The sequence below is a fragment of the Paenibacillus sp. UMB4589-SE434 genome (genome assembly GCF_030226685.1).
Lineage (GTDB): Bacteria > Bacillota > Bacilli > Paenibacillales > Paenibacillaceae > Paenibacillus_B.
The window spans coordinates 424,106-448,901 of sequence record NZ_JASOYK010000002.1 but is presented as its reverse complement, the minus strand read 5'-3'; the positions used below and the strand labels follow the sequence as shown (position 1 = coordinate 448,901).

Below are 24,796 nucleotides of genomic sequence, written 5' to 3'. Positions count from 1 at the left end.
CGATACAACAGGTACTTGTTCTCCATTAAATGAGATAACTCCATTAAACTTCTGTGCGTTTACATTCAGAGTCTTTATATTTATATTGTCTTTATAAAACTCAATCCTAGTTATTTTCTTACCCGTACCAACAACTTCATTTAACATTTTAGTTTTTAATGTTTTGAATTTAGAAAATACATCTTGATGGCCAGCTATAATATTTTGTGAATCCACATCATATACTATTTTTTTAGCAGGAAGCGAGTACTCGGAAGCTGAAAAAGAGGTTTCAGAAATTGTAAGAAGGCATATGAAAATAATGCTACTTAACAATACAGTTGTTAATTTAATATCAATATTCCTCACTTTGTCCCACTAACCTCCTTTAAAATAGGTTTACTTAAAGGTCCTTCTACCGTAAGGAGTTCGTTTGACTTGTAACCAGATCGAGAATATGCTGGCGTATGAATAGCAATAGAAAGATGGCCATTTTGTAAACCTACTTTCTTAGGGATAATGAAAGCAGGAATATCTCCGAGTCGCTCCCTGTATACCCCAGATGGCATATTTAATACCCCATTAAAATAGCCTTCCATATCCGGAGAGCTAAATCCTCGTAGCAAAAAAGGCACATACTTCTCTTTAGCGTACATTTTCGTATCCTTGTTATATACCTCATGTCCTTTGTAGTACAAAATGTAGCTCTTCCTCCACTTATGCACCATCAGATCGTTACGTGATGTGTCATTGTTAAACCACTTCAATTTGCGTACATCTGGAAGCAGTGCCAGGTTAGGATCATGTGGATCTTCGAGATCTATCGCCACTAACGCATCCAATTGGCCACGATATTTCCCATCAACAGAGTCGATGACCATCTTATCCTTTCTCCATAACTCTTCAATCGTCTTACCTGCATATTGACTGGCGGGTGTCGTGAATATCTCTGGCATAATCGTAAAAATGTTCGTACCGTGCCATGCTAATTCAGCACTGGATACAGCATACTTATCGGCAGACAACTTGCCACCGCTCTTAACGGTTAGCATACGCTCGATAATAGTGACAGCCTGAGCTCGATTAGTTGTGTCCTTTACGCCAAGCGTCCCTTTCTGGTCCTTACCGGTGATAAGCCCTCTCTTTGCCGCTAGATACATCCACTTTCCATCGTCTGAAGTACGTTCACCAATCGCCCTTGCAGCTGTGCTCGCCATCTCGAAACGAGTCATTGGCTGGTTCCATTCTCTTGCTGACCATTTTGTTTCCCCTGTCAGCTTGGCGCCACCTGCCGCTTCCACATAGGGTACATACCATTCTTCCCCCGTAGGCGCTTTCACCTCCAGTTGGAGCGCAACTGCTGCCATTTTAATAAATTCCGCCCTTGTGATCTTTTCATTCGGTCTAAAACCTCCATCCGGATATCCGCTCACGTATCCTTTAGCAGCGGCAATTGTAATTGCCCCACTTGCCCAATGATGATCTGGCACATCCTTAAAGTGACCTTTTCCAGGCATCTTAGACACTTCGGTCACATCAGACGCTGCAAAGGCTGCCGCACCACTAATGCCACCGCAGACTGTCACAAGACACACTAACAACCACCCATACTTCCTCATTTCATCAGGCCTCTTTTCGTATAAAAGTAAACTTCATATAAACGCAACCCCATAACGTGACGTATTGTCACATGGAATTCCAAACAATATGACCAAAGATCGATTACCACTCAAACGTCAGACAGCCAACTACCCAATATTCTACTAATCATAGGTAATACAACATGTATTTCACGCTAAGCTCCTACATGATGCGTTATCGTCACACAACAACATACAAGAATAATAGACATCACAAAAAAGCAATGAATACAGCTATTGGACTATATTATTGATAGAACAAGAACTAGATCTGCAATAAATCTTCTACGGAGTGTATAAAAGAAAGCAAGGTAGTCTACCTAATAACAAAAGTGGAAATAAAAGCAGCGGATAAACATCAGAAGCAAAAAACAGCACATCTTGCTATAGCAGAGTGCCTTTTATTTGGAGAAAGTTGATCAATATCCCCCTAAATATATCATATCCAACAGATCACTCCTGTGATGAACGCAAAAAAAGCACCCGAAACAGAATAGATTCTGTATCGCGGGTGCTTCCCGACAATCGTATTATAATTATCCAAATACTAAACGGAACAAATGTGTCCACGTACTAAAGTTCAACGCTTCGGCAACTGTACCGTGGCCAAGTACGACCAATCCGATGACCATACCTGCATATGCGGTAAGAATACAGAGCATCGGTGTGATCAGCAACCGAAATACCCACTTCATGGCAGAAGACTTCTTACCAGCCTTCTCCCAATCAGAATTATTAGAAGACAAATGATTGTCATCTTCTTGCTGACCCGTACTCGTAGAACGAGTGCGATCAGATCGACTCAACCGTTGATTCGGAAATGCTTCCTGTTCATCATAACTCATACCACGATCACCTGCTTCGCTTAACCCCTCATGCTGTTCGCGAGTCCCCACATTGCGTCTCCCGAAGACAATGCACGAGCGGACATCTGATAGGCGCGCTGAGCTTGAATCAATTCGGACATCTCATCACCTAGCGAGACGTTCGAACTTTCCAGCACACCTTGACGAACCGTCAATGGCACCTTACCATCTGGCGGAATATTCGTCAAGTCCAATGTTTGTAAGACAGTATTACGGTCCACTGTTGGTGGGATTACATACATATTATTGTCAATCTTCTGCAACAGTTCAGGCTTAATGGCTTGTACAAGCTTCAAAGTCCCAACAAGAATCTGCTCATTGGTGCTTGGCTTTACTTCATATACTCGACCAGCAGCATCAATCTTCATCTGGTAGCCTTCCTGTACACGAATACGGATATCCGAGTCATCCGTCGAAGTAACAACTGCTCCTGTCCGTGTCGTCAGTAGGGCTTCGCCTGTATTCGTAGGCACCATGTGGAAATCGCCTTCACGCACAAATGCGGTCCCCTCAGGTGTTCTCACTTCAAACAAACCATTACCCTCGATCGCAAGATCAGTTGGCACGTTAGTCGTAAGCAAAGAACCTTGGCTAAAATCGAGTCCGATGCCTGTCATCATGGAACCATAACCATTTGTAAATCCAAGCGGAGTAGCTCTGCCCGGAAGCTTGAAGTCGCGATTTTGCTGTTGAGCATTCGTCAGGACATCAGCAAAGCTCGCTGTCTTACGCTTAAATCCTCGTGTATCCACGTTGGCGACGTTGTCAGCAATGACGTCCAATTTACGTTGCAGCCCGCTCATCGATACCGATGCAGCAATAATAGAATTGTTCATGTGTTACGGCTAGCCTCCTTATAATTGGCGTAAATAAGCATAACAGGTACTAGACCCGCCCTACCTCATTTACCGTCTTGTCCAACGTCTTATCGTAGAATTGGATTATTTTCTGATTAGCTTCATAAGCACGAAAAGCAATGTTCAAGTCAACCATCGACTGTGCAGGGTCTACGTTCGAACGTTCCAAGTAGCCTTGCTCCACTCTGGCATCCCCAATTGCTGCAGGCGCACCTGCTTGTGCTCCATCCTGCAGACGGAACTGTCCTTCACCAGCACGAACAAGATCGTTTGGATTATCGATACGTGTGATCGATAATGCTTGTCCCAGTGCTGCCCCTGTTCGAGCGTTAAACAACTGACCAGTACCATCAGCCTTAACATCAAACAAGTTAATGTTGTTTAACACAATTGGTGTATTATTACGGTTCATTACTAGTGAGCCGTCAGCCGTAATCAGCTCGTTGTTCGCGTTCAGTTGAAAATGTCCGTCGCGTGTATAACGTACTTCTTCACCTGCACGTACTGTAAAGAAAGCCTCTGGCTTATAAGTAACATTACCTTGAGCATCGATAGATTTGCCTGATGCATCAAATGCCACACCTGGCACCTGAATATTCGATACTAGCGCAAAATCGCCCATCTGATTGGTCTGCATCAAGTCCCCTTGGGTAAATACTAGACGGCTCTCTTCGCCAAATACGCCTGTATTGATCTTGCCAATCTGTTGTCCGGCAGCAGCATCATTGCCCATAAGAGCAATCATCATCTCTGGAAATGAGCGCTGCACGCTATTCACAGCCTTAAAGCCTGGTGTATTCATGTTGGTGACGTTATTTGTAACCGTGTCATGACGACGCTGCTGCGTCAACATGCCTGAAGCGGCTGTATATAACCCTCTTAACATATGCCGTTCCTCCCGGATTCCCGATATCAGATTCTATTCCTATATATCGGCTTATCCGAACGATTTCTTTACAACTTTATCTAAATTATCAAGCATGATTCCTGTACCCTTCACGACGCAATGCATTGGATCTTCTGCAATTAGAACAGGAACCTTCAATTCTTCTGCCATCAGCTCATCCAAGCCATCCATCATGGCGCCGCCGCCTGTCAAAATAACACCACGATCAATAATATCCGCGGACAGCTCTGGCGGTGTACGTTCCAGCACCGACTTGGCAGCAGCTACTATAGAAGATATCGGATCCCATAGCGCTTCACGCACCTCGTTGGATGTAATGGTTACTGTGTACGGCAGGCCAGATACCATATCGCGGCCGCGAATGTCCATCTCGCGCTGTCCTCCGCCTGGACGAACGGTACCAATATTAATCTTGATATCTTCGGAAGTCCGCTCCCCAATTAACAACTTATACTTATGTTTAATATATCTCATGATGGAGGCATCGAATGTATCGCCAGCTACTTTGATAGATGAAGCTGTTACGATATCACCCATAGAAAGCACTGCGACATCGGTCGTTCCGCCGCCGATATCCACGACCATATTGCCGCTTGGTTGGAATATATCCATGCCCGCGCCAATAGCGGCTGCTTTAGGCTCTTCCTCAAGGAAGACTTCCTTAGCGCCGCTCTTTTCTGCTGCTTCTCGAATCGCCTTTTGTTCGACTGAAGTGATGTTAGTCGGCGCGCAAATTAAGATGCGCGGGTGCGAATACCATTTGCGGCCGCCGACATGGTTAATAAAATATCTCAGCATGGCTTCGGTAATCTCGAAGTCTGCGATAACGCCGTCCTTCAACGGACGGATTGGCACGATGTTGCCTGGGGTACGCCCTACCATCTTACGCGCATCTTCACCAACCGCCAGTACACGTTTCGAATCGCTCTCGATTGCGACTACTGACGGCTCGTTTAAGACAACCCCCTTTCCTTTCACATGAATCAGAACGTTCGCCGTTCCCAAGTCGATTCCGATATCCTTGCTAAACATAGGTTCGAGAGCCTCCACAATAATTATTTCTACTAAAATACGATGAATTCCGACCAATTCCTGCAAAATGTACACTCATTCCTTAACATAGCACATTTCCAGCTCTCGGTTCAATGAAAGATTAAGAACGTATACGACAATCTCGGAACGATTATTTAGGGCTAACGTTTGCGCATGTGAGGAAGGCTATGATTTGCCTGCAGTGAGCACCTCGCGTTTCTTTGTGCTCGTCTTTTTGTACTTGATCTTGGTGGCCTCTCCTCCACGCAAATGACGCACGGATTTGTGGTATTCGAGAATGTGCTTAACCTGATCCGCGAGGTCCGGATTGATCTCCGGAAGCCGCTCGGTCAAATCTTTATGCACCGTGCTTTTCGACACGCCGAACTCTTTGGCTATGGTGCGAACCGTATGCTTGGTTTCGACAATACAGCGGCCGATTTTGATAGTCCGTTCCTTGATGTAATCGTGCACGTTCCCGCCTCCCTACTCGGATTAGTTTGGTACATTATATGAGGGGTCTGCCCACTTATGCTTTATAACCAAGCCTGACAAGCTTGACCGCACCGATTATTTTCACAACAAACACTTTGTGAATCGCAGAAAAGGAAGGAAAAATGCTTATAGAACAGCACTTTGAGCTATTTCTTAAGAATGAGACCTCTGTTTAACTTCGCTGAAACGCTGAGTCAGGGGGTTGAGATCTGGATGCTGAGTTGCTTTCATGGACTTCTGCTAACTTCACTTATGCCCCAACAACAAAAAAAGACGGAAGCTTATGCTCCCGCCTTTTTGAGATATAAATTAATTTTTCGCCAGCAAGCTGGATGGATTAACTGGGGTCGTTCCATCAAATACTTCAAAATGAACATGAACGCCCAGGTCCTTCTCCATTTCACTACGCCCAGCGGAAGCAATTGCTGCGCCTTTTTTCACTGCATCGCCTTTTTTAACCTTTAATTCCGCTACGCTTTGATATACGGTCTTCATGCCATTACCATGATCGATCTCCACAACATTTCCCATCATAGGATGTTGTTCGGCTCGTGTAACCGTTCCACTCATCGCAGCAAGCACTTCAAACGGCTTCTGGTCTTTACGTGCCAGATCAATGCCGGAGTTCGGCGTAAAAGTCTGCTTGTATTCTACTACCGCACGTTGTTGATCTTCTTTGGAAGCTGCGGCATCAAAAAATCCCATAACGACGTCGACACCTTGTACATCCTCTACTGGCCAACCAAGCGTTTCATTGTTAGATACAACAGCTTTCACATCTTCTTGTGTTCCTGCTGCAGCGTCTGTGCCTTGCGTCGTTTCTACTTGTGTCTTGGTGCCGCTAGTCTGCAGCGGTTGCAAGTTGGAGCCTTGATAGACCCAGACTAACGTTAAAATAATGGCTGCTGCGGCTACATACAAAGCAGGGAATGCCCACTTCTTAGACAACAGCTTTCTCCATCCCGAAGTTGGAACCGCTTGAGCTCCTGCTAGTTTTGAAGCTTCCGGCGTGTTCGGCGTATTCGAAGATGATGTCGTAGATTTGTTAACCTTAGAGTTTTGGTTTTGTTCACTCATTGTGATCACCTCAGTAACCATTGTTACCGCGACTCTCACTTTTATACGCAAGCAATTACTAATTTTTGAGATTATCTCTATTGGCTATCGTTTGGCATAAGCCGTATCTATCTTCTCTAATACCCGCGAGACTGGAGTCAACTTAACTCCCTGATAATAGTAGGTTAGTATACGTTCTGCACTCGCCCCCTCCAATGCCATGCCTTGGGCGCCATACTGACTCATACCTACGCCGTGGCCATAACCATAAGTCGTAAGTACGATCTTGCCGTTTTCCATTTTCCAGCTGATAGCAGATGAACTTAACCCTAGCTTTTCTCTAAATTCTCTACCTGAAAAGGTGTGTGTCCCTACCTGCACTTCCCCTATTCGTTTCCCTTTGGTAACGGAGAGCAGTTCAATGGCTGAAGAGAGAGAGTCGGAAGATTCAACTCCCTTGTCACGATTTGAAATCGCCGCCTTAAGGGCAGGCACTGCATTTACGGAGACACCCAACTTCTGCAAGAAGTCATCAGCTTCCATTCGAACTGTTGTCATAAACCGCGGCGATAGCTTCTTGTCCCATGGACTGGATACGCTCCGCAAATAGGGAAGCTTCTGATTCCAGTAATCTTCCACATTTTCAGTATACCCGTTGCTCGTTGAAAAAAAGGTAGCCTCGATAGGCTTGTCCTTATAGGTCAGGACGAGCCCCGCCGTGTCGTTAACGGCGCGGTTCAGCTTGGCAATCGCGTCATGCTGGCGTTCCGTGAGCTTCGCAAGCGGCACATAGGCTTGGTGGGCAACAGTGTCGGTGACGTCTGCCCCGCCCGCCGCGCCGCCGACATCGCCCCGTGCCAAACGGCGCACGATATACGTGCGGGCGGCAATTGCCTGTGCCTTGAGCGCTTCCAGCTCAAAACGCTCCGGCATTTCTGCGGCGACGACGCCGCGCACGTATCGCTCCAGCGCGATACGCTCCACTTTGCGTGTGGCCGAGATGTACACGCGTACATACGGCGGCGCATCGGCAGGCTCTGCCGCGAGTGATACCGCCGCCTTCCCGCCCTGCGGACTTGGCACCGCTTGCTGCTGGTGTCCCTTCGATACCAGCAGTAAAGGCGCAAGTATAGCAAAGGTCATGAGCAATCCACTCCACATGGCCAAGTGAAACCAACCTCGAGAAAAGCGCGTCTCCTTCATTTGCCGCCTTTCACGTCCTCTATTTGTATATCCACGCTGGGAGTGTTCTTGCTCTTTTCTTCTCCCACCCTCAATTATTTGCTCAACTTCCATCTGCTCTCCCTCCTGTTTCTATCAGTATGCCCAATCAGAACGGCCACACCCGCTATACTTTCATGTTATGAAACGTTGGGAGAAGGTAGAACGCTAGAATAAGAGAACGTATTATCTTTACATACTTCTCAGATACTCCTTATACATATTGAGAATTAAACAAGCGGATCAGTAACAGCATTCATCACCCTGCTAGCAACAAATCTACTCGCACGCTCGTTATATAAAGAAATGTCCTCGATTTGTAATAAAAGAGGATCGCCCCTGTAACAAAATGATAATAAATATAGTAATAGAAAAGTAAGAGGAGCTGTTTTGTATCGTACGATTTGAAATGGCGGCATCAGTATCTCCTTGTTTTGATCTGCTAGCTGAATGAAACAAACACAAAAAGACCGTCTCCCTAAGGAAACGGCCATCTGTTTCTATCTTCAGTTCGTGTACACCACTTTAAGCAATTAAGCCCAAGTCGGCTGCACGTTAAACATCTTCACTTCTGGAATATCCTCGACAGACTCAGCTGCTTCGGCTTTCTCTGCGTGGACACGCCAAATATCAGCACCGAGCGCAGACAATTTCTCAGCAAGATGTACATAACCACGATCAATATGATGGGTTCCGCCAACTTCAGTCGTGCCTTCTGCCACTAGCCCTGCGCAAATGAGCGAAGCGCCAGCACGCAAATCTGTTGCACACACTTTGGCACCAATCAGCTTTGCGCTGCCTGGAATAATAGCCGAACGGCCATCTACCTTAATGTTTGCATTCATCAGGTTAAACTCATCGACGTGCATAAAGCGGTTCTCAAACACCGTCTCCGTAATCACCGACGTACCTGATGCAACCAGCAGCAACGCCATCATTTGAGATTGCATATCTGTTGGGAAGCCTGGATAAGGGAGTGTCTTAACGTCAACCGCCTTTAACGGCTTATCCGCGATAACACGTATGCCATTCTCATCCGGTACAATTGTGACACCCATCTCTTCCATCTTCGCAATAACCGGACCTAGGTGGTCTGCAATCGCACCTTCCACATATACATCCCCACCTGTCATTGCAGCAGCAACCATATAGGTTCCCGCTTCGACACGGTCAGGGATAACCGTATGCTCAGCACCGTGCATTCGTTCTACACCTTCGATGCGAATAACGCCTGTTCCAGCACCGCGAACGATAGCACCCATCTTGTTCAGATAGTTTGCCAAATCAACGATCTCCGGCTCACGTGCTGCGTTCTCAATCAGGGTCGTGCCTTCTGCGAGTGTGGCAGCCATCATAATATTCTCGGTAGCCCCTACACTTGCAACGTCCAAATAAATTTTTGCGCCCTTTAATCGGCCTTTAACTGTCGCTTCAATATAACCTTGACCTAGTCCAATTTCGGCACCCATCGCTTCAAAGCCTTTCAAATGCTGATCGATTGGTCTTGAGCCGATTGCACATCCGCCTGGCAAGGAAATGCGCGCCTTACCTGCACGAGCGAGCAGAGGTCCCATCACTAAGAAAGAAGCTCTCATCTTACGTACAAGCTCATAATTAGCTTCAAAAGACTGAAGCTGTTCCGCTTGAATACGTACGGTCTCGTTGGCATATGTAAGGTTTGCACCTAATTTTTCTAATACTTGGTGTATCGTCTTTACATCCTCGAGTGGAGGCGCATCATGAATAACGCTGACGCCTTCTTCCCCCAATAACGAAGCTGCGAGTATCGGAAGCACTGCATTTTTGGCACCGCTAACTCGAACCGTACCCGACAACCGCTTGCCTCCGCGGACGATAAATTTGCTCATCACGTTTCCCTCCGCGCTTTTATTCCGCCCCATCACATTATTGCTCTGTAAGAAAAGCTTCTTTAATCGATGCACCATGTTGATGTGCTCCTGTGTAAAAGCGACTGCTTTTCCCTGGAGATACGGACATACATACTTTTGTCATACATACTTTTGCAAAAAATAATAGCTACTCTTCATAAACCATATGGGCCATCTTAACCCGACCTTAATAATACCATCCCTTTACAAAGATGGACAAGCGTTAATTTCGACAACAACATTCCACATTTTCCATGGGGCTATCATCCATTGTTGACATCTTCCTTCGATGTTATTCGACAATTGTGACGATGAGCCATGAATTCAGTGTAAGCCTTCCTTTTATAACCCATTCCACCCAGTGTTCAAACAACGTACATAACATCCAGATTCGGTCACCTTTAAAATAAATATTTCAAAGATTGTGTCCAACCCCAGTAATCTATAAAGAAAAGGGATACTGCACGGCCTAAAATGATAGCCAACAATAAATGCAGCATCTTGCCCGATGCACTCTTTGGATATCGTATCACCAAGTCCAGCTTAACATGCTGCAGTGACCACCACGCTACCGCGATGCAGCACAAGGTCACAATCATTTGTACGATGCCACTTACCCCTACCGCTGCCGATATGTCGTTAAATGAATCATTCAACGCACACGCCTCCTTCTCCTCCACTCTTCTATTGCTCCAGATCTATCCTGCAACCGAGTACAGCATGGCTACAAATTCTGCTCTTGTCGTGGGTCTATTTGGCGCAAAAGAGCCATCTTCATACCCTTTGATCAATTGCTGTTTCTTCAATTCCGCCAGCATTGGCGCTGCCCAGTGACTGAGCAGCACATCCACAAAAGGTGGTTCAGCTGGCATTCGAGCGACAAGATGAAGTGCATTGCCAATCATAACCCCTGTCTCAGCACGGGTGACATCCCTAGCCGGCGCAAACCTGCCTGTTTCATAACCAGCTGCGATATGTGCTTCCGCTACTCTGGTTACCGCCGAATAGGCCCAATGAGACTGCGGCACATCTGCAAAGGCAGGTGGCTTTGCAGCACTGCCAGTTAACTTAAATGCATTTGCCATAACAGTAGCAGCCTCTGCCCTTGTGATAAATCGATTAGGGGCAAATTGGGCATCAGCGTACCCTTTAATCCAGCCCTTCTTGACTGCACCTACAATCGCTTCCTGTGCCCAGTGCCCCTTAATGTCTCGCATGCCTGCAACCAACGCCGTCTTGGTTGCACGCAGCGTATAATAGTTGGTATCGAACTTCTCATTAGCGGTTAACCGAATGTAATAAGGACCCTTTTCCAACTTCATGCCCGCTTCAAGCTTGGATTCGCCCTTGCGATTACGTCCTGATATAAGCAGCTTCTGCTCTTTATTAAAGACGCTCATTTCTACAGTTCGGTTGCTCGGAATACGCTGAAGCTCGAAATTAATATACGCCTGCTCTTCCAATTGAAGCTGAAACCAGTCCTTGTCGCTATGTGAATGAAATACACCTGTATAATTCGTATTTGGTGTTATGGTGACTGCCTCATACATTTTATCATTAGGCTCATTCGGGTCCGTATACTGCGTCAAGAAGTCGAGATGCATCGTATATTGACCTGCGACAGGTTCTGCTTTTGCTGTTACTGCATTTTGGATGCGAATATAATATTTGCCCGGCTTCAAATCGGATAGCACCGACATCTCCGTCTGCCCTTCCGTATTATCATCAATGATATGCTCATAATTGTCTGGCCCTGCTACTTCCACCATCGGATCTATTCTCACCGTATCCGTCGTGACTTTGATCGTTAATGTTCCTCTGGATGGGATTTGTACTTCAAACCAGTCTTTGTCCCCTGTATGGCTGAAGGTACCCGTAACCTGCTGTTTGCGGGCAGGCAAGGCGTAAGCTTCATACTGCTTATCGTTTGGTTCAAATGGATCTGCTGCAATACGGAAACGAGAAGATAGCTTATAAGTGATCGGGTTGGATTTAGTCGCCTGTGCAGCACTTATTCGAATGTAATGCACACCTTTTTTAACGGATAGAGACATAGGCTCCTTCCCAGTAGGACTATACCGTTTACCCTCTTGGCTGGCTCCTTCATAATGAACCGCCTGAATTTGGCTATTTCCCGCAACACGTTGATACACCAAGTCGAGCGTACCATCATAAGGTACCTCCACTCGATACCAGTTACCATGCTGTCCATCTGATAGATAACCTGTATTCATCGTATCGATCGGGAATACACGCGCTTTATTCCTTGCCTGATGGACGATGTATCCTTCTGGCTTAGGAACCGTCAACAACGCTTTATCCGCGCGTACCATCCCATAGCCACTTTTGTTATCCCAACCTTTGGTAAGAATATCTTGTGCAGTCATGCGCAGATGTTCCCGAATTTGATGAGGCTTCAATGTAGGATATTTGCTCCACAATAGGGCAGCTACGCCGGCAACTTGTGGCGCCGCCATCGAAGTTCCTTCCGCATTTTTGTATCCGCCGCCAAGCGCAGTCGTATACACATGCCATGGAGCAACAATATCTATCTCAGGACCAATATTCGAACGTGGCTCAACGGTTAGTTGAGGTGTATTGCCTCCAATTGCCAACACGCTAGAGTAAGCGGCCGGGTACTTTACTTCGACCTTCTCTTGATATCTTGTTCCGTCATTACCCGTTGCGGCCACAAGCAGTACACCCTTGTCCTCCGCATATTGGACGATATCCTGCATGTATTTCGAATAACGATAAAGACCGACTGACATCACAACAATTTTTGCCCCGTGATCTACCGCATATAGAATGCCCGCTCCTAGCTTATCTTCGTCTCCATATCCACGCGAATCAAGGGCCTTGATCGGCAAAATTTTCGCTGACCATGTAATGCCGGTCGTCCCTTTTCCATTATTGCCAATAGCAGCAATAACACCTGCTACATTGGTACCGTGTCCATTATCATCCTTAGGTAGACCTGGCTCCAATAAATTGACGCCTGGAATTAAATTCGCTTTAATATCGGGATGATCAATATCAACGCCTGTATCTACTAAAGCAATCGTAATGCTAGGACTCTTATTGACCTGGGACCAAGCAACATCGGCACCAATTTGCTTTAAATAATGCTGCTGTTGAAAGCTGGTGTCATTGGGCACTACCGCGCCAGACAGCGACTTTACGCGATGGTTCGGCTCTATATATTCAACACTTTTATTATGCTTAAATCGTTTCAGCCAATCTTTTACCTCGACATGTATAGAAGGTTTCATGACCATGATACCAAATCGTTCTTGTGTGCTGATGATGATGCTGTCCTGCACAATAGCTTCATCATGTACGCCAGGTTGCTTCCATTTTACAATCCAAGATGTCGGTTCCGTCGCCGTGGTCTCACTCGTCACATTTCCGCTTCCCCCAAGCAAAGGATGCGCTGAGGACATGGAAACTTCAGTATACTGCGAGCTTACAGCGCCACAGCTTATCAATGTCGTCCAAGTTAATGTGACGACAAAGAGCATAACGACGATACGACGCCATCGTTTGTTCATTGCTTTCACTTCCAGTATCAAATGGTTGTCAGGTGATCCTGCTTATTCTTTCATTTACACTTATATCCACAATCTCGCTGTCTTTAGCTCAATCTGTGTTACACATACAATAGAAAACCGGCTGGGACGCTGTCTAGCAGCGAACCCAAGCCGGTATCATTATAACATACTCCCCCATCAAGATGCCCCTGATCTAGCGAATACCTGTTATTGGGTGCACTTGAATCCTAACCGCCCGCACATCAGCCTTATCAGCTGATTTCCCATTCAAGCACAACCATCTTGGTCTGCAGCCCATAGATAATCATGGTGCCTTAAGCAGCTGCAGCTAGAGCAGTTCGAGATCATGATGTTATGGTGTTAAAGTAAACAGATCGCCTGGAATAGAGAACAGCATGTTCAGCCATCCCATTACCTCATTCGGAAATAATCCAAAGACTAGGACGCAAAGCACGCAGATGACAATAACTGATCCTTGAGGAGCACCGACAGTTATTTTCCCTTCTTGACCATGCCTCATATACATTTGGCGAATAAACCCGAAGTAAAAGTAAAACGAGATCACGCTAGTTAGCATCATCACGATCGTAATCCATATCGAATGAGCAGCGACCGCCCCGACAATAATATAGAGCTTTCCGAAGAATCCAGCTGTAACTGGAATCCCTGCCAGTGACAGGACAAAAACGGTCATAGCGACGGCTAACCACGGTGAACGATGATACAATCCGGCAAAGCCTTTTAACTCCTCATGCCCGACTACACGGCTGACAACCATTAGTACAGCAAATGCACCTATCGTTGTGAATAGATAAGCTGCAAGGTAATACCAAAATGAATTAAATACCGAGGCGTTTATCGTATTTCCAAGGATGTTTAAACCGATTGGAACAAGCAGGTAACCCGCATTTGCAATTCCCGATAACGCCAATAGTCGCTTCACATTCTTTTGTCTTAAAGCCATCGTCGTCCCTACCACCATAGATAGGGCAGCAATAGCCAGCAGCATTATAGTGATATCATTGTAGATAGAAAATACACGCTGGCCTTCTGCGTCTGTCTCAGCTCCAAGTCCGAAAAATACATTAAATAAAATTCGGAACACAACAGCCAGACTTGCACCTTTTGCAACAACAGCTAGAAAGGCTGTAATTGGTGTTGGTGCGCCCTGATATACATCAGGTGACCAAGCATGGAATGGAGCAGCTGCAATCTTAAATCCTAGACCAACGATAAGCAGCAGGAAGCTAACGTATATTAACGGTTGAAACGCAGCAACATGAGTTGCTAGAGACTGTGCGATATCAATTAGGTTAGTGCTGCCGCTCATCCCATACAAGAACGACATGCCATACAAAATAAAGGCAGAGGCAACACTTCCAAGCACTGCGTATTTAAATGCACCTTCTGTAGACCGACGGTCGTTCTTTTTCATCCCCACTAAAATATAGGAAGTAATACTTAAAAGCTCGAGCCCTACATACAACGTAATCAGATCGCCAGACGATGCCATCATCATGCCGCCGAGCACAGCAGGAAGAAGCAAATAATAATATTCGCCGCGATGCGGCAGCTCCTCATCCTTCATACTTCCCATACTGATCAAAATAACAAATGCTGTGCCGACCAAAAAAAGGACCTTTAGAAACAAAGCAAAATCATCTACCCGGTAACTCTGATTCAGTAATTGCAATGCGCCTACCGATTTGCCACCAGCTGCTTGCGTATATCGATCTACCAATGTCGACACGACAAAGTAGAGGGAGAACAGCACACTTGCCAGCGACAAGATCCCTATCCATTCTCGATTGATACGCCGAGGGAGCAACAGGTCGATCAATGAAATCAGAACTGCTGCAATAACAAGCGTCAGTTCCGGTGCCAGGGCAGAAAGCTCGCTCCATTGTAAGGGTTGAACTGTCATAGTATTCATACGATTAGCCCCCTACCTTGAACATATCGATAATTTGGCTGACACCATACTCAACGGGTGCTGTCACCAAGGACGGGAAAAGACCGATGAGTACGATGCAAGCTGTTAATACGATAGCCGGAACTGCCTCGACCAGACGCGCGTCTTTCAGCTCATGATGATGTGCGGCTATTGGCCCGAATGTGATGGATAATACCCCGCGCAATACATACACCGCGCTCAGGATCACACCAAACGCACCAAGCGTTGCAGCCCAAGGCAGCTTACCGTACAGGCCAAGCAAGGAGAACAACTCGGCCGGAAAGCCCGATAGACCGGGGAGTCCCAAAGAAGCTAAGCCTGCAATTAATAGCAGAGCGCTAATAAAGGGAAGCCGCTTGGCGAGTCCTCCAAGTTCATCAAGACGCGTAGTTCCAGTACGTTCAATCACACTGCCTACGAGCAGGAAAAACAAGGCCGAAATAAATCCATGGGATACCATTTGCATGATTGCACCTTGCAGTCCAATTTCATTCATAGCTGCAATCCCGAATAACACAAATCCCATATGGCTAATACTCGAATAAGCTAACACAAGTCGAAATTCAGTTTGGACAAAGGCCAAAATTGCACCATATAAGATATTAATAATGCCAAGGATGGCCAACACCGTTGCCCAATCTGCCAACTGATGCGGCAGCAGTACAATACCGAATTGAATGAGACCGTAAGCCCCCATTTTAAGCAAGACACCTGAATGAAGCATAACAACAGGAGTAGGTGCTTCCGCATGTACTTTGAGCATCCAAGTATGAAAAGGGAATATAGGCAGCTTAATGCCAAACGCAATCAACAGCAGCACAAACGTGCCAATCCGCCAGCCTTCAGACAAGAAAAACGGATTGTGACCAAGGTTAGCGGCAGCCTCTGATGATTGTAAATGGTTTACGATCGTATGAAGATCACTGCTATATACATACTTTACTATGCCGCTTGAGTCCGTAATCTGATCAAAACCAGCTGTTGCAACCAGAATGGCAAAGGCAACAAGCATCAACGCAGAACCGAGTCCGTTATAAAGCAGAAAATGGTTGGCAGCCCGCTCTCGATTAGCCAAGCCCCATATCCCGATCAAGAAAAAGGTCGGAACAAGCGTCCATTCAAAGAAAGCGAAAAATAAAAGTAAGTCCCGCGCCATAAAGACGCCAAGCATGCCTACTTCCAGCAGCAATAACAAAATATAATAGGTTTTCTGACGTTTACGAACAGATACCGAAGCCAAAGCTGACAACGCAGCCACGATTGTGGTCATGACTACAAGCGGCAGCGACAACCCATCTAAAGCCAGGTGGTATTGAATGTCAAATGTCCATGACTGAATACCCTTTGCCACATCCAAATTTAATGGAATGGAAATCCAGTCGAACTTCTCCAATAGTGTGTTCCCCTGTTTTAATGCATCATAACCCGCATAAATTGCAACAGCTATGATTAGCGAGATAAAGGTCGTCACTATACCCATTATCCGAATCGCGAGCACCCGCTCTTTCGGAATGAGTAACAATACAAACACGCCAAGCAGCGGCGAGAAAGTCAACAAAGACAACCATGGGATAGAACTTATCTGAGCTGCCATTACCAGAACCCCCTTCCTAGCGCGAGCATCAGCAAGACCAGCGCTACGAAACCAAATAAGGACACGATTCCATAGGTTTGAAGCTGTCCGTTTTGAACTCGTGTTGAGGTTCTACCAAATCCATCTACAAGCGCTGAGATACAGCGGACAATTCCGTCCACTACAAAGCGGTCGATCATGTCCAGCCCTCTCCCTATAACACGTAAAGGGCGAACAATTAGCCAGTCATACAATTCATCAATGTAATATTTACGCTCCAGCAAGCGGAACAAAGGAGCTGCTGCCTGCTCAAGCCTATCGCTGCGTTGTGCTTGCCCAGGTCGGTATAACAGATAACCGAGCAAAATACCGCAGACACCTGCCGCAACCGATATGATCATAACAAGCACATTCGCATGATCCTGAGTTGGCTCTCCAGTCAGCCAAGTACCAAACTGACCGTTAAATGGCGTGTAGACAAAGCCAGCAATAAGAGCCAGCACAGCTAAAACGACCAATGGAATCGTCATAGACCACGGGGATTCATGTGCTTGTCGATGTATCTTTTCATCTGTAGGCTTGCCAGTAAAGGCTACAAAGAACAACCGTGCCATATAAAACGCGGTAAAGAATGCCGCAAGCACACCGATCACAAACAGCAGCTTATGGTCTTGCTCCCATGCCGCTGCCAGAATAGCATCCTTGGACCAGAAGCCCGAAAACGGTGGAATGCCGGAAAGCGCCAAGGCCCCGATTGCAAATGTCCACGTCGTTATTTTCATCTTACGGCCAAGTCCACCCATCTGGAATATATCCTGCGTATGTACTGCATGAATCACGCTGCCCGCTCCAAGGAACAATAGAGCCTTAAAGAACGCATGCGTAAACAGGTGAAACACACCTGCTGTAACAGCGCCTAGTCCCAGCGCCATCATCATATAACCTAACTGGCTAACTGTTGAATAGGCCAGAATTCGCTTTATATCCCGCTGCGCAAGCCCAATCGTAGCAGCAAATATAGCTGTAAACCCACCCACACTTGCTACGATAGCCATCGCTGTAGGAGACACATGGAAAATCGCAAATGTACGTGCCACCAAATAGACGCCTGCGGCAACCATCGTTGCGGCATGGATCAACGCTGAAATTGGTGTTGGTCCTTCCATCGCGTCAGGCAGCCACGTATGGAGGGGGAACTGTCCGGATTTCCCCATAGCCCCAATAAAGATTAACGAAGCGATCCACGTGGCTATACCGGCAGTAATGCCATGTTGTGCAAGGGAGTCTGTACTTTGAAAGACCGTTTGAATGACACTGAAGTCTAACGAATGGTTTGGCATCTGCCAGAAGAGCAGCAGAATCGCGACAAGCAGCCCAACGTCCCCGATGCGCGTTACAATAAAAGCTTTCTTGGCTGCTGCCCGTGCTGCGGGGCGTTCATACCAGAAGCCGATTAGGAGAAAAGAACACGCCCCTACCAACTCCCAGAACATATACAATTGAAGCAAGTTCGGTGAGACTACGAGACCAAGCATTGAGCTTGTAAATAATGCAATATAAGCAAAAAATACGTGCTGTCTGTCGTCACCTGCCATATACCCTTTAGCATATAGGTTGACTAATGTACTAACTACCGTAACAACTAACAGCATCAATACATTCAAATTGGTCAGTTCATAGCCGACTCTAAGTGTGACCTCCCCCAAATTAACCCAATCGATACTTCGGGAGTACACTTCTGCATCAGGTGACCAACGCTCCGTCAGAACCAGGACGGACAGTACTAACGCGGCTAACGAACTCAAGACGCCAATCAGGGAGGCAGCTCCCTTCACTTGTCGCCCAAGTGCCGTCAACACGAGGAACGCGAGCAGCGGAATAGTTGGAATAGCCCACGCGTATTGCGAAAAGACGGTCTCCATTTCTCGTATCCTCCTAATCCGTTATCTGCGTAAGTCGTCATATTCGTCCACGTTGGCAGTGCCACGGTTCCGGTACAACGCGATCAAGATCGCAACTCCAACAGCGGCTTCCGCTGCAGCAATCGCGATGTTAAAGAGCGAGAACACTTGCCCTTTAAGATTCGGAACGACTCCGTATTTAGAAAATGCGACTAAGTTTAAGTTCACTGCGTTTAGCATCAGTTCAATCGAAAGCAGGACAATGACTGCACTTCGTTTAGTCAACACGCCGTACAGACCGATACAAAACAAGATAGCAGCTAGTGTTAAAAAGGAAGCCAGCATGGTGCTCATTTAGAATCGCCTCCTTTCGGAGGCTCTTGTACCTGTTGCAGCCCAGAAGATGATGATTCAGGAGCAGGGTAGGAGGCCTCTTCTGCAAGTGCAGATGATTGAGGGCTCGAAGTCGGATCGTCATTCTTCGCGAGCACGATTGCACCAATAAAGGCTACCGTCAACAATACAGATAACAATTCAAACGGGATGACATGCTCTGTGAACAGCAGCTTGCCGAGCTCCAACGTATTGTCTTCAGAAAGGGGTCTATCGACAGGTGTCGGAAATTGCGTTCCCCTAATAGAGAAGAACAACACGCCGAACAGCGCCAAACAGCCGATGGCTGCCAGCGCTTCTTTCCAAGGCTTCATGATCGCTTCGTCTTGCTTATCATGCCGAGTCATCATAATGCCAAAGATCATCAGAATCGAGATGGCGCCTGCATAGACGAGTACTTGCACAAAGGCTACAAATTCCGCTTCCAGCAGCACATAAATCCCTGCCAGCCCCACAAATGAAAAGGCAAGAGATACGACCATATGCACGACTTTCGTAAAGTTCAGCATCAACACAGCACCCGTTATTACACATACCGCCAAGGCAAAGAAAGCTACTGTCTGGCCATTAAGCTCCAATGAAAAGTTAAACATCCTTCTTTGCCCCTCCTTTTGGCAGCATCGAGATATTGTCCTGCCGGATCAGACTGTTATTGCCATTCAGCCAATCCCGATCCTTGTACAGATCGTCGCGGCTGTAAGTTGCAAGCTCAAAATTATTGGTCATCACAATCGCTTCGGTTGGACATACTTCTGTGCATAGATCACAAAGGATACAAATCTCAAAGTTAATATCATACGTGTCGATGACCTTCCCCTTTTTGTCTGGATCCGGATTGGGCTTGCCTGTCAATGTGATACATTCGGTTGGACAGACACGGGCACATGCATTACATACAATACATTTATCCGGGTCAAAATGCTGGATCCCTCGGAAGCGATCCGGCATTTGCAAAGGAACGTCTGGATAGGCGTAAGTGACCTTTTTTGATGTCATCGCCTTAAATGTGACACCAAGACCTTTAAGCAATCCCTTCACGGATTTCACCCCTTGCTTATTTGTTAAATATCTCGATATATGCCGCAGTCAAGAAAATGTTAAGTATTGCAAGCGGCAGCAGCACCTTCCAGCCGAAGCTCATCAGTTGATCGACGCGGATACGCGGAAGCGTCGCACGCAGCCAGAACAAGAAGAACACGCAGAAGGAGAATTTGAGTACAAACCATAACAAGCCTGGGATGAAATCAAGAACCGCAAGCGGAGGATGCCATCCGCCTAAAAACAAAACTGTCGTTAGCGCCGAGATCGCGAAGACGTATACATACTCGGCCAGCATAAAAAACGCAAAGCGGAAGCCACTGTACTCGACGTGGTATCCTGCAACTAACTCTGACTCTGCTTCCGGTAAGTCAAATGGTGTCCGGTTCAGTTCCGACACCGCCGCAATCATAAAGATGACAAAGCCGATTATCTGAGGAAGGAAGTTCCACTCCCAAAAGTTGTTCCCTTGTCCCTCTACAATTGTACGCAAGCTTAAACTTCCATTTAGCATAATAACGCCAACCACGGACATAACCAGTGGAATCTCATAACTGATCATCTGTGCCGCCGACCGCATTCCACCAAGCAAGGAATATTTGTTGTTGGATGCCCAGCCTCCCAATACAACACCAATAGTAGAAATACTGGACAAGGCTGCATAATAGAGCAGGCCAACGTTTAAGTCAGCAAAACCTAAAGATTGTGTATAAGGGATGGTTGCAAGCACAGCAAAAGACGGCACATAAACGATGACTGGAGCAAGTATAAAAAGCGCCCGATCCGCTTTCTTTGGAATTGTATCTTCTTTGAGTAGAAGCTTGAGGATGTCGGCTACCGTCTGCAGCAATCCAAATGGACCTACTCGTGTAGGACCATGTCGCAGCTGCATCCAGCCGATTACTTTTCGTTCAAAATAAATCGCATACGTAACAAAGCCGAGTACAACAAACAGGAATACAACTCCCCATCCGAAGAATACCAATCCGTTCTGCCACGTAAAAGATTGCTGAATCAGCTCTTGCATTAGCAATCCACCTCCCCGACGACAATATCGACGCCACCCAATATAGTGATCAGGTTAGTCATCGTTTCGCCAACGAGCAATTTAGGTAATATTTGAAGATTTACAAATGAGGGCCTGCGGAATTTTAAGCGGTAGGGCTCCGCTTTCCCTTTAGATATAATGTAACAGCCAATCTCGCCACGCGGTGATTCTATACGTGCATACACCTCACCTGCAGGCGGCCTGATGACGCGTGGTACTTTGCCCATCGTGTCCCCGCTAGAAGGAAATTGCTCAATAGCTTGCTCCAAGATCCTCAAGCTCTCGTGAACTTCCTGCAAGCGGATCAAGTATCTGTCGTAGCAGTCTCCCTTCTGTCCGAGCGGAACATCAAACTCGAAGCGGTCGTAGAGGCTGTACGGTTCTGTTTTTCGCAGATCCCAGTCCACACCTGTACAACGTAGGTTAGCTCCACTCAAGCCATAGGCGATGGCCGTGTCTGCATCGTATTGGCCAACACCTTTAATACGGGCCAGAAAGATCTCGTTGCCGCTGACGAGGCGGTCATATTCATCCATTCGTTTGCGCATATAGGGGATAAAGTCACGTACTTTCTCAATCCAGCCAGTTGGCGCATCCCACTTTACGCCGCCCACACGCATATAGTTGTATGTCAGGCGTGCGCCGCTGATCTCGTTAAAGAGATCAATGATTATTTCGCGATCTCTGAAGGCATACAGGAATGGGCTCATCGCACCAATATCAAGCAAATAAGTTCCCCACCATACAAGGTGGCTGGCCACGCGTTGAAGTTCCATCACAATTAAACGAAGGAATTCGGCACGTTCAGGTACTTCGATATTCATCATCTTCTCGACAGCATGAACCAGCACATAATTGTTGGTCATCGCCGATACGTAATCCATACGGTCTGTATAGGGAATGATTTGTGTATAATTTAAGCTTTCTGCCAGCTTCTCAGTACCGCGGTGCAAGTAACCCATTACTGGAGTTGCTTCGGTAATGACTTCGCCGTCAAGCTTGACGACGATGCGAAATACGCCATGTGTGCTGGGATGCTGGGGGCCTACGTTCAAGAGCAGTTCTTCTGTCCGTATCATAGGCATTACACCTCCGAATCAAGCTGCTCGTAGTCTTTGCGAAGCGGATAACCCACCCAGTCATCCGACATCATGATACGCCTTAAGTTTGGATGTCCTGGAAACGATATGCCAAACAAATCATATGTTTCGCGCTCGTTCCAATCCGCAGTAGGCCATATAGGGGTTACGGAGGCGATAGACGGCTGTTCACGGTCTGTCTTCACGTGGACTGCTACCTCCATTCGGGTCTTTAGGCTAATAAGGTGGTACACAACAGCCAGATAGCTTTCCTGGTCGACGCCTGATAAGTTCCGTAAATAATCACAAGACCATTCCGGATTATGCCTAAGCCATTGTGCCGTCTTATACCAGTGCTCCTCTTTAATCGTGACGGTAGGCATATGGCCGTCCGTCTCATTGATGGTAGACGCCTCCACTGCATCTGGGGCAATATCAGCTTGAAGCTGCTCCACGAGTCTATCAAGCAGTGGCTGCTTTGGAGAAGGCACCTTTGGCTGTTCTGGCTCTTCTGCCTTCGGCGCTCGTGGCGCACGCGCAGGCCGCGTCGCTGCAGCAGGCTCTGCTGCGCCTTCGCCCTCTGTGCCGCCTGCGGCGGCCGTGGTCCGAGCTGCTTTCGCTTCTGTTGCTGCCTTAACACGTGCAAGCTTCTCTTCCTCCGTCAGCGGCTTGCGAGTCGGCTTGTCTGCCGCCGCTTCCACTGGCGCATCGTCCCTGCGCTCTGCTGGCTGCGCTCCTGCCTCCGCAGCTTTTTCCTGCGCGACTTCCGCTGGCGCATCGCCCCTGCCCTCTGCTGGCACGTTACGCTTGCCTTCAGTCGGCTCCACCCCGACTTCCTGCGTCTCGCTTTGCTTCACTTCCATAAGTTCACTCGCTGCGCTCTCGCCCGCGTTATTCATGTCCCTAGCCGTACTGTCAGTAGCAGCTTCCGGTTTTGCCTCCACTGCATGAACAGTCTCCTTCGGCTCTTGCTCGGGCTGAAGTAATGGTTTCTCTCTATTCGTTGGTTGGTTATCCTCACTCATCGGTTAGACACCCGCTTCCCAGTCTTAGCCTCATAGCGGATCTTCTCTTGCAGTTTATTAATGCCATAGATCAGTGCTGCAGGATTCGGCGGACAGCCAGGTATATACACATCTACTGGCACTACCTGATCCACTCCCTTAACTACAGCGTAAGACTTTACATACGGGCCGCCGGCTGTTGCACAGGACCCCATTGCGATAACCCATTTAGGCTCAGGCATCTGGTCATACAAACGCCGCAGCAGCGGGGCCATCTTCTTGGTTACCGTTCCTGCGACAATCATGCAGTCGGATTGTCGAGGTGAGGTGCGAAATATGACCCCAAATCGGTCCAAGTCGTAATGCGATGCCCCAGTTCCCATCATCTCAATCGCGCAGCACGCTAGGCCAAACGTAAGCGGCCACAGCGAATTGCTGCGTGCCCATGCCTTTAACTGCTCCAGCGTGCCGAAGAATACGTTACGTTCTAGCTCCCGTTGTTCTTCGGGTGTAATTGATTCTAAAGCGAATTCCATTTGAGCACCTTCTTTTTCCAGGCGTAGATGAGACCAACAAGCAACAAACCGACAAATATAAGCATCTCTACTAAAGCAAACAAGCCCAGTTGCTTATACGCAACTGCCCACGGATACAAGAAAACGGTTTCGACATCAAAAATGACAAACATGAGCGCAAACAAGTAATATCGGATATTAAACCGTACTTGTCCCACACCCACTGGTTCGTTACCGCTTTCATAAGTGGTCTTCTTCATTTCTGTCGGCTTGTGTGGCCTAAGCAGTCGCCCTACTGCGAGCGCAATTACAGGCAACAAAATGCCAAGTGCGACAAAAATGGCCACGATGACGTAATTGTTGATGTAATCCATGACATCCCCCTCCGTCGTGCAGCGATCATATTTGACTGTACAGCAGTTAACTCGTAATAAACCCGACACAATTATAACAAAACCTGCCAATATCGTCTACGCAAAAGCTATGTTATTTATACGTTTTCGACAATTTTTAAATACAATGTTTTCCTTTAATAGGTATGATCACAAGCCCACCTTGAGACAACTCATTTATGAACATTGTGTGACATGTATATTAGAAAAACTTATATAAGACAAAAAAAAGAGCCGCGGAACCGACCGCGGCAAAAAACATGGAGGATGAGGAAACTAACTACCTTACAACCAACCTACTGCAATACGTCATTCACCAAGAAGAACGTCTGCGAGAACGTAGCCAATGTGATAACAACTCTCCACTCAGGTATGAGAATGATTATCAATATTAACTGAGATCAGT

At 46.9% G+C, this 24,796-nt stretch carries 21 protein-coding genes and 1 pseudogene; all 22 read right to left on the bottom strand.

What is annotated here, in order from left to right; genetic code table 11:
• Positions 1 to 344 precede the first annotated feature (344 nt).
• Positions 345 to 1,598 carry an S-layer homology domain-containing protein gene (locus QP775_RS12160; RefSeq protein WP_285106294.1) on the bottom strand — a complete coding sequence of 418 codons (1,254 nt, stop codon included), beginning with the start codon at positions 1,596 to 1,598 and terminating at the stop codon, positions 345 to 347.
• 557 nt (positions 1,599 to 2,155) lie between these two features.
• On the bottom strand, positions 2,156 to 2,515 hold the full coding sequence (locus tag QP775_RS12155) for a DNA-directed RNA polymerase subunit beta (protein ID WP_285106292.1): 360 nt from the start codon (positions 2,513 to 2,515) through the stop codon (positions 2,156 to 2,158).
• Complete coding sequence (locus QP775_RS12150) at positions 2,485 to 3,321, bottom strand: flagellar hook-basal body protein (protein WP_285106290.1); 837 nt, start codon at positions 3,319 to 3,321, stop codon at positions 2,485 to 2,487. Before QP775_RS12150 ends, QP775_RS12155 begins: the two co-directional genes overlap by 31 nt.
• Positions 3,322 to 3,370: 49 nt before the next feature.
• Positions 3,371 to 4,228 (bottom strand): flagellar hook-basal body protein, encoded by an 858-nt coding sequence (locus tag QP775_RS12145; RefSeq protein WP_285106288.1) that lies wholly within the window; start codon positions 4,226 to 4,228, stop codon positions 3,371 to 3,373.
• 51 nt (positions 4,229 to 4,279) lie between these two features.
• Positions 4,280 to 5,281 carry a rod shape-determining protein gene (gene mreB / locus QP775_RS12140; protein ID WP_239329203.1) on the bottom strand — a complete coding sequence of 334 codons (1,002 nt, stop codon included), beginning with the start codon at positions 5,279 to 5,281 and terminating at the stop codon, positions 4,280 to 4,282.
• Positions 5,282 to 5,467: 186 nt separating this feature from the next.
• Positions 5,468 to 5,755 carry a sporulation transcriptional regulator SpoIIID gene (spoIIID, locus tag QP775_RS12135; protein WP_028543932.1) on the bottom strand — a complete coding sequence of 96 codons (288 nt, stop codon included), beginning with the start codon at positions 5,753 to 5,755 and terminating at the stop codon, positions 5,468 to 5,470.
• Between the two features lie 330 nt (positions 5,756 to 6,085).
• Positions 6,086 to 6,853, bottom strand: a complete 768-nt coding sequence (locus QP775_RS12130) for a M23 family metallopeptidase (protein ID WP_239328822.1) — start codon at positions 6,851 to 6,853, stop codon at positions 6,086 to 6,088.
• An 84-nt stretch (positions 6,854 to 6,937) separates the two neighbouring features.
• On the bottom strand, positions 6,938 to 8,128 hold the full coding sequence (gene spoIID / locus QP775_RS12125; RefSeq protein WP_285106284.1) for a stage II sporulation protein D: 1,191 nt from the start codon (positions 8,126 to 8,128) through the stop codon (positions 6,938 to 6,940).
• A 458-nt stretch (positions 8,129 to 8,586) separates the two neighbouring features.
• A complete protein-coding gene (gene murA, locus QP775_RS12120) occupies positions 8,587 to 9,921 on the bottom strand; it encodes a UDP-N-acetylglucosamine 1-carboxyvinyltransferase (protein ID WP_285106282.1) in 1,335 nt (444 codons plus the stop codon).
• Positions 9,922 to 10,343: 422 nt separating this feature from the next.
• A complete protein-coding gene (locus tag QP775_RS12115; protein WP_481857267.1) occupies positions 10,344 to 10,541 on the bottom strand; it encodes a DUF1146 domain-containing protein in 198 nt (65 codons plus the stop codon).
• A 99-nt stretch (positions 10,542 to 10,640) separates the two neighbouring features.
• Entirely contained in the window at positions 10,641 to 13,493 is a 2,853-nt protein-coding gene (locus QP775_RS12110; RefSeq protein ID WP_285106279.1) for a S8 family serine peptidase, read from the bottom strand.
• 352 nt (positions 13,494 to 13,845) lie between these two features.
• Positions 13,846 to 15,426, bottom strand: coding sequence for an NADH-quinone oxidoreductase subunit N (locus tag QP775_RS12105; RefSeq protein ID WP_285106277.1), 1,581 nt, complete (start codon positions 15,424 to 15,426; stop codon positions 13,846 to 13,848).
• Between the two features lie 4 nt (positions 15,427 to 15,430).
• Positions 15,431 to 17,041 carry a complex I subunit 4 family protein gene (locus tag QP775_RS12100; RefSeq protein WP_285106276.1) on the bottom strand — a complete coding sequence of 537 codons (1,611 nt, stop codon included), beginning with the start codon at positions 17,039 to 17,041 and terminating at the stop codon, positions 15,431 to 15,433.
• A complete protein-coding gene (nuoL, locus tag QP775_RS12095; protein WP_285106273.1) occupies positions 17,041 to 18,942 on the bottom strand; it encodes an NADH-quinone oxidoreductase subunit L in 1,902 nt (633 codons plus the stop codon). The genes QP775_RS12100 and nuoL overlap by 1 nt, the downstream gene beginning before the upstream one ends.
• Before the next feature lie 21 nt (positions 18,943 to 18,963).
• Positions 18,964 to 19,275: an NADH-quinone oxidoreductase subunit NuoK gene (gene nuoK, locus QP775_RS12090; protein ID WP_239328831.1), complete on the bottom strand. Its 312-nt coding sequence runs from the start codon at positions 19,273 to 19,275 to the stop codon at positions 18,964 to 18,966.
• 119 nt (positions 19,276 to 19,394) lie between these two features.
• A pseudogene (locus QP775_RS12085) lies at positions 19,395 to 19,907 on the bottom strand (NADH-quinone oxidoreductase subunit J); the annotation flags it as partial.
• Positions 19,900 to 20,352 carry an NADH-quinone oxidoreductase subunit NuoI gene (nuoI, locus tag QP775_RS12080; RefSeq protein ID WP_239328832.1) on the bottom strand — a complete coding sequence of 151 codons (453 nt, stop codon included), beginning with the start codon at positions 20,350 to 20,352 and terminating at the stop codon, positions 19,900 to 19,902. The gene nuoI and the pseudogene QP775_RS12085, both read right to left, overlap by 8 nt.
• A gap of 16 nt (positions 20,353 to 20,368) precedes the next feature.
• On the bottom strand, positions 20,369 to 21,379 hold the full coding sequence (gene nuoH, locus QP775_RS12075) for an NADH-quinone oxidoreductase subunit NuoH (protein WP_239328833.1): 1,011 nt from the start codon (positions 21,377 to 21,379) through the stop codon (positions 20,369 to 20,371).
• Positions 21,379 to 22,479 carry an NADH-quinone oxidoreductase subunit D gene (locus QP775_RS12070; RefSeq protein ID WP_239328834.1) on the bottom strand — a complete coding sequence of 367 codons (1,101 nt, stop codon included), beginning with the start codon at positions 22,477 to 22,479 and terminating at the stop codon, positions 21,379 to 21,381. The genes nuoH and QP775_RS12070 overlap by 1 nt, the downstream gene beginning before the upstream one ends.
• A gap of 5 nt (positions 22,480 to 22,484) precedes the next feature.
• Positions 22,485 to 23,504: an NADH-quinone oxidoreductase subunit C gene (locus tag QP775_RS12065; RefSeq protein ID WP_285106270.1), complete on the bottom strand. Its 1,020-nt coding sequence runs from the start codon at positions 23,502 to 23,504 to the stop codon at positions 22,485 to 22,487.
• Positions 23,501 to 24,019: a NuoB/complex I 20 kDa subunit family protein gene (locus QP775_RS12060; protein WP_028543918.1), complete on the bottom strand. Its 519-nt coding sequence runs from the start codon at positions 24,017 to 24,019 to the stop codon at positions 23,501 to 23,503. Before QP775_RS12060 ends, QP775_RS12065 begins: the two co-directional genes overlap by 4 nt.
• On the bottom strand, positions 24,004 to 24,372 hold the full coding sequence (locus tag QP775_RS12055; RefSeq protein WP_239328836.1) for an NADH-quinone oxidoreductase subunit A: 369 nt from the start codon (positions 24,370 to 24,372) through the stop codon (positions 24,004 to 24,006). The genes QP775_RS12060 and QP775_RS12055 overlap by 16 nt, the downstream gene beginning before the upstream one ends.
• Positions 24,373 to 24,796: the final 424 nt, after the last annotated feature.